At 45.4% G+C, this 6,107-nt stretch carries 5 protein-coding genes; 4 read left to right on the top strand and 1 reads right to left on the bottom strand.

All coding sequences use genetic code 11. From position 1 onward, the window contains the following. Window positions 1–81 precede the first annotated feature (81 nt). From rsxD to nth, 4 genes are read left to right on the top strand one after another with little or no spacing between them, the layout of a single operon-like run. A complete protein-coding gene (gene rsxD, locus BCU12_RS06005) occupies window positions 82–1,128 on the top strand; it encodes an electron transport complex subunit RsxD (protein ID WP_102403446.1) in 1,047 nt (348 codons plus the stop codon). Window positions 1,129–1,137: 9 nt separating this feature from the next. Beyond that, complete coding sequence (gene rsxG, locus BCU12_RS06000) at window positions 1,138–1,773, top strand: electron transport complex subunit RsxG (RefSeq protein WP_102403445.1); 636 nt, start codon at window positions 1,138–1,140, stop codon at window positions 1,771–1,773. Further along, window positions 1,766–2,455 carry an electron transport complex subunit E gene (locus BCU12_RS05995; protein WP_102403444.1) on the top strand — a complete coding sequence of 230 codons (690 nt, stop codon included), beginning with the start codon at window positions 1,766–1,768 and terminating at the stop codon, window positions 2,453–2,455. Before rsxG ends, BCU12_RS05995 begins: the two co-directional genes overlap by 8 nt. A 24-nt stretch (window positions 2,456–2,479) precedes the next feature. Then, window positions 2,480–3,115 carry an endonuclease III gene (gene nth, locus BCU12_RS05990; RefSeq protein ID WP_102403443.1) on the top strand — a complete coding sequence of 212 codons (636 nt, stop codon included), beginning with the start codon at window positions 2,480–2,482 and terminating at the stop codon, window positions 3,113–3,115. Window positions 3,116–3,211: 96 nt separating this feature from the next. Here the strand turns inward: nth and BCU12_RS05985 are convergent, their stop codons facing one another. Further along, window positions 3,212–5,968 (bottom strand): cation-transporting P-type ATPase, encoded by a 2,757-nt coding sequence (locus BCU12_RS05985; RefSeq protein ID WP_102403442.1) that lies wholly within the window; start codon window positions 5,966–5,968, stop codon window positions 3,212–3,214. Between the last annotated feature and the right edge of the window lie 139 nt (window positions 5,969–6,107).

Genomic DNA, 6,107 nt, shown 5'->3' with positions numbered 1-6,107 from the left:
TGCAGCAGCTATTGCTCGAGCGAAAGCGCGTAAAGCTAAGCAAACGGCATTGACACAGAATGATACCGAGGAGAACCAATAGTGGCCTTTTTTATCGCCAGCTCCCCCCACGCCCATAGTAAAAGAAGCACTACCGACTTAATGAAGTGGGTCATGCTTGCATCCCTTCCTGGGCTAGCTGCACAAAGCTACTTTTTTGGCTGGGGTACATTAATCCAACTGGCCATGGCATTAACCATTGCCGTCGTTCTTGAAGCGGCTGTTATGTTGATTAGAAAACGTCACCCGCTATCCGCTTTAAGAGACTACAGTGTTCTGGTCACAGCCTGGTTGTTAGCCGTCGCCATTCCGCCCTACTCCCCTTGGTGGATCATTATCATGGGCCTAATTTTTGCCGTGATCATCGCCAAGCATCTGTATGGAGGTATTGGGCAAAACATCTTTAATCCTGCAATGGTTGCGTATGTCGTTTTGCTTATTTCCTTCCCTGTTCAGATGACTTCTTGGGTCACACCGACCGAGCTAAACCAAGCACCTGTTACTTTTATTGACGCCTTCTCACTCATCTTCACGGGCTTTAATCATGAAGGACTTTCTCTGGCGCAAATACGCACAGGTATAGACGGTGTCACTATGGCAACGCCACTTGATGCCTTTAAAACTGCACTGCACTCGGGCAACACAGCCTCTGAAGCAATGCAGCAACCTCAATTCAGTGGTATCGCCGGAGTAGGTTGGGAATGGGTCAACCTCGCCTATTTGGCGGGTGGATTACTCTTAATTAAACTTCGCATTATCAATTGGCACATTCCTGTTGCTTTTATCGCGAGTCTAACCTTAGTGAGCGGATTGTTTATGTTGCTCACACCCGGTGAAACAGCCAGTCCTATCATTCACCTTCTCTCTGGTGCAACGATGCTAGGGGCATTTTTTATTGCCACCGATCCTGTTTCAGCCTCAACAACAGTGAAAGGTCGCTTGGTCTTTGGTGCATTTATTGGGGCTTTAGTCTTTATTATTCGTAGCTGGGGAGGCTTCCCTGACGGAGTGGCATTTGCCGTCTTACTCGCGAATATGTGCGTACCTATGATTGATTACTACACGAAGCCACGCACTTATGGGCACTAAGGAGGCATTATGTTAGCCGCTATTCGAAAAAATGGACTCACTTTGGCTCTTTTTGCCTGCGCTTCAACTGGACTGGTTGCGGTTACGCACTACTTGACCGAAGATAGAATTAACTTACAAGAAAAAGCGCAATTGCTTTCCATTCTTAACCAAGTCATTCCTAAAGAATTGCACGACAACGACTTGTATCAATCGTGTAGCTTGGTCACCAGTGAATCTCTTGGTACCAATGATCCCATGCCAGCCTATTTTGCCACGCTCAACGGCGAACCCAGTGGTATTGCGATCGAAGCTATTGCCCCTGATGGCTATAATGGAACGATTAAAGTCATTGTAGGTATCAGCACCACGGGTGAAGTAACAGGGACTCGAGTTCTGTCCCACAAAGAAACACCAGGACTTGGAGACAAGATCGATCTTCGAGTGAGCGATTGGATTCTCAGCTTTAATGGTAAGACAGTGACTGAGTCCAATTTGGACACCTGGAAAGTCCGCAAAGATGGTGGACAATTCGACCAATTTACCGGAGCAACCATTACGCCAAGAGCCGTGGTTGGCGCCGTTAAAAACACCGTTGGCTTTGTTATTAAAAATCAACATGAATTAGTGAATCAAGCATTCAACTGCGGAGGTTCAAATGACTAGCAACAGAAAGCTTTTAAAAGATGGAATGTGGGACAACAACCCCGCGCTCGTGCAACTGCTTGGCCTTTGTCCACTGCTAGCCGTGTCATCAACGGTCACCAATGCATTGGGGCTGGGCATTGCAACTCTGCTCGTGCTGGTTGGATCCAATGTAATTGTTTCATTAGTTCGTGAACATGTGCCAAAAGAAGTTCGCATACCCATTTTCGTTATGATTATTGCTTCGTTGGTGACTTGTGTTCAGCTACTTATGAACGCCTACACGTTTGGATTATACCTTTCTCTCGGCATCTTTATCCCACTGATCGTAACCAACTGCGTCATCATTGGTCGAGCGGAAGCTTTTGCTTCTAAGAACTCAGTGTTGCCTTCTGCGCTGGATGGGTTCTGGATGGGGCTTGGCATGACGGCAGTATTGGTTCTTCTCGGTGCAATGCGTGAGCTAATGGGTAACGGTACTCTATTTGATGGCGCTGACGTCCTACTTGGAGATTGGGCACAATCACTTCGCATTGAAGTCTTTCAGTTCGATAATAGCTTCTTACTCGCACTCCTTCCGCCAGGCGCATTTATTGGTGTAGGCTTTATCATTGCAATGAAAAACGTTATCGATAATCAAATCAAATCTCGCCAACCGAAAGTAGAAAAAGAAGTCATTGAGCGAGTTCGAGTCACAAACTAATAACGACAATGTAAGCAAACTAAAATGAATAACGAAAAGCGCGTACAAATCTTAACTCGATTAAGAGATAACAACCCTAAGCCAGAAACCGAGCTTAACTGGAGCACTCCGTTTGAATTGTTAATCGCCGTGTTACTTTCCGCTCAAGCGACCGATGTGAGTGTCAACAAGGCGACCGATAAACTTTATCCTGTTGCTAATACGCCACAAGGATTGTTTGATCTTGGGGTAGATGGCGTTAAGGAATACATCAAAACGATTGGGTTGTTTAACTCCAAAGCAGAGAATGTCATCAAGACATGTCGCATGCTGCTTGATCTTCACAACGGTGAAGTGCCAGAAAATAGAGAAGCGCTAGAAGCACTGCCTGGCGTTGGTCGGAAAACAGCGAACGTGGTGCTTAATACCGCATTTGGTTGGCCTACTATTGCTGTCGATACGCATATTTATCGTGTCTCTAACCGCACCAAGTTTGCTATGGGTAAAACCGTGGACGATGTCGAGAAGAAGCTCCTAAAAGTTGTTCCTCGTGAATTCAAAATCGATGTTCACCACTGGTTAATTCTTCATGGTCGCTATACCTGCGTAGCCAGAAAGCCCCGCTGTGGGAGCTGTATTATTGAAGATCTTTGTGAGTTTAAGGATAAGATCGAGATTTAATTTGTCTCTAATGCTTTGTTCTTTAGCAGAAATAAAAATCCCGCTACTCAGTAGCGGGATTTTTTTACCTAGCCTAACGTTGTTCTTGGTATTAAATTATATGAACTTCGCTTTCGTTACTTCTTTAATGGCTGATAGTACAAATGTTGGTACTGCAGCAACAAGGATGATTGACATTAGATGACCAATCTCAACCGCTTCTGTGCTAAATACTAGTTGCCCAAAGCCAGTGTAAACCACACCTAGCGACAATGTCGCAGATACAGCGACTGAACCTAGTAAGTATTTGTTAGTGAACGGGTTCTTACGGTAAATCGTCGTGAACGTACGTGCATCAAACAAGCTCCAAAGCTGTGCAAAGATCAGTGTTAGGAAAGCAACGGTTTGTGCGTATTGAGCACTGTACCCATCACCTAATACGTATGAGAACGTTACGAAACTCAAGCCACCAAGTGCTAGACCACGAGTTAAGATACGCATACCGAGACCGTCAGAGAAGAAACCTGCATTACGCTTGCTTGGCTTACGCTCCATCAAATCTTTCTCTTCAGGTTCAACACCAAGCGCAAGCGCTGGTAGACCGTCTGATACGAGGTTAACCCAAAGAATCATGAGTGGCGTTAGCGGCAGAATAACCTCTGGGCCCATCACTAGGAAAGCAAACAAAATAACCGATACTTCACCCACGTTTGCGGTTAGCGCTTGACGGATAAACTTACGCAAGTTGTCGAAGATTTGGCGACCTTGACGTACCGCTTTAACGATGGTGCTGAAGTTGTCATCGAGTAGGATTAAGTCACCCGAATCTTTAGCAACCGATGTCCCTGTGATACCCATTGCAACACCGATATCGGCACGACGTAATGCAGGAGCATCGTTTACACCATCACCCGTCATTGACGCAACTTCGTTGTTTTCTTGCTGCGCTTTCACGATGCGTAGTTTGTGTTCTGGCGTTACACGAGCAAATACCGCTACCTTAGGACAGATAGCGCGAAGCTTTTCTTCATCCATCAGGTCCAGTTCTGCACCGGTTACCACTAAATCCTCTTCACTACGGATAATGCCGATTTCGCGAGCAATCGCTGCTGCGGTTACTGCGTGATCACCGGTAATCATAACCGTACGAACACCAGCATCGAAACAAGTATCAACTGCGTCACGTACTTCTGGACGAGGTGGATCCATGATGCCGTAGATACCAAGAATGCTTACGTCTTTCTCTAACTCAGGAAAATCAAGATCAAGCTCATCTTCTTTCAGCTCACGGAAACCGACAGCGAGAGTACGCAAAGCATCACTACCGAAGTTTTGAATTGCCGCTTCAAAGTCAGTTTGTAGCTCTTGTGCTTGCGCAGTGTCTAAAGCAAGGTTGCCAGAAGCATTCATTGCGTTTGCTGTGGGTACAAAGTTACCGTCGAGCATGTAACTTGTCGATTGCTTAAGAACAACATCTGGCGCGCCCTTCAATGCAAGGAAGTGCTTACCATTGGGCTCACGCACAATAACAGACGCCATTTTACGACCAGAGTCGAATGGGAACTTCTTGATGATAGAGTAACCGCCCGTTGTCAGCATGTCTGATTGATTCAGACCTGCTTTAGCCGCTGCAACAATCAAAGCACCTTCTGTTGGGTTACCACGAACAGACCAGCGGCCCTTATCAATGACATACTCAGCATCGTTACATAACGTTGCAACAACTAGGCCTTTCATCATCGCCTGGCTGTCTTTTGCTTGAACATCGTGTCCTACTGGTGAAAATGCACCTTCAGGATCGAAGCCTTTACCAGAAACATTCCAATAGCGACCAGATACATCGTACGCTTTCATCACCTGCATTTGGTTTTGAGTCAGTGTACCTGTTTTATCTGAACAGATGACCGTTGTAGAACCTAGAGTCTCAATGGCAGCAAGCTGTTTCGCCAATGCATTACTCTTAACCATCTTAGTTGAGCCTAACGTCAATACGATAGTCACAACCGTTGGTAAACCTTCTGGAATTGCAGCAACAGACAGGGAAATACCCATCGTTAGAATTTCTAACCACGGCATACCATGGTATAGACCGATGGCACAAACAATAGCAACGACGCTAAGAGCGACGATCAACAACACAAGCGCGATAGTATCCATACGCTCTTGCATCGGTGTTTTGGTTTCTTCAGTTTGGTTCATCATATCGGCGATGTGACCAACTTCCGTTTCCATACCCGTGCCTGTTACTACCGCTAGACCAGTACCCGTCGTAACAATTGTTGTCATGAAGCCCATGTTCTTCTGATCGCCAAGACCAACCGTCTCATCTTCAATCAGTTCACATTGCTTGTTCACAGGATCAGATTCACCCGTTAATGCAGCTTCATCGACTGTAAGACGGTTTGCTTCGATAATACGTACATCCGCAGGGAGAATGTCGCCAGTATTAATTTTGACAATGTCTCCCGGTACTAGCGTTTTCGCTGGTACGCTGATCCACTTGCCATCACGCATTACTTCCGCTTCTGGAGCCGCCATTTCTTTTAGCGCTTCCATTCCTTTCTGAGCCTTAAGCTCTTGCCAGAAAGCAATACCTGTATTGATTAGGATGATCACTGCGATTGCGATTGCGTCAATCGCATGTCCAGTAGACCAAGAAACTATTGCACCAACAGCAAGAATAAAGATGAGAGGGTTTTTGTACTGGTGAATATACAATTCCCAAGCGCTTGCTGACTCTTGAGCAGTCAGTTCGTTCGTGCCGTGCTTTTCTAAACGCTCATTCGCTTCAGAAGTTGAAAGACCGGTAGTTTGATCTGTGTTCAGGTCGTTTAGTACATCTGAACTTTCTTGAGTAAAATACTTATTCGTCACTTTAAGGACTCCATATACCACGTCCCAAATCGGACTTTTTTGTCATTAAATACTACTTAATGTCAGTTTTATATCATCAAATATGAAAACAATAAGTGCATAAATACGCAATTAAATGATGATTACAAAACTATATACC

Origin of the sequence: Vibrio sp. 10N.261.55.A7, assembly GCF_002877365.1 — a bacterium.
GTDB lineage: Bacteria > Pseudomonadota > Gammaproteobacteria > Enterobacterales > Vibrionaceae > Vibrio.
This window is presented reverse-complemented; position numbering and strand designations above follow the sequence as displayed.